Here is a 299-nt window from a genome sequence, read left to right as displayed (position 1 = left end):
GAGTGGAACGGGGAGGGGGCGGACGCGTGCGCCGGGGCGGGTATGTGGCGGAGTGGGGGCGGGTATTCACGGGGGCGAGGTAGGCTCGCCGGTCGGGCGCCCCCACCCCGGGCGCCGGCCGTCTACCCGCCTGGCGGGCGCGGCACCCACGCACCGGCTCGGATCCGCACAACGGGGACGACGGCGAGGAAAGCAGCAAATGATCAGTGTTTTCGATCTTTTCAGCGTCGGTATCGGGCCGTCCAGCTCGCACACCGTCGGGCCGATGCGGGCCGCCCGTACGTTCGTGGCGGGTCTGA

At 72.2% G+C, this 299-nt stretch carries 1 protein-coding gene; it reads left to right on the top strand.

Features of this window, described 5'->3' with window-relative positions:
• Positions 1-199: 199 nt before the first annotated feature.
• The coding region (locus IF06_RS34820) for a serine dehydratase beta chain (protein WP_157551548.1) at positions 200-299 on the top strand (100 nt) is incomplete at its 3' end.

Source organism: Micromonospora globosa (genome assembly GCF_000717585.1).
GTDB classification, from domain to species: Bacteria; Actinomycetota; Actinomycetes; order Mycobacteriales; family Micromonosporaceae; genus Micromonospora; species Micromonospora aurantiaca.
Note: the sequence above shows the minus strand (reverse complement) of the source record. Positions and strands in the feature narration are given on the sequence as shown.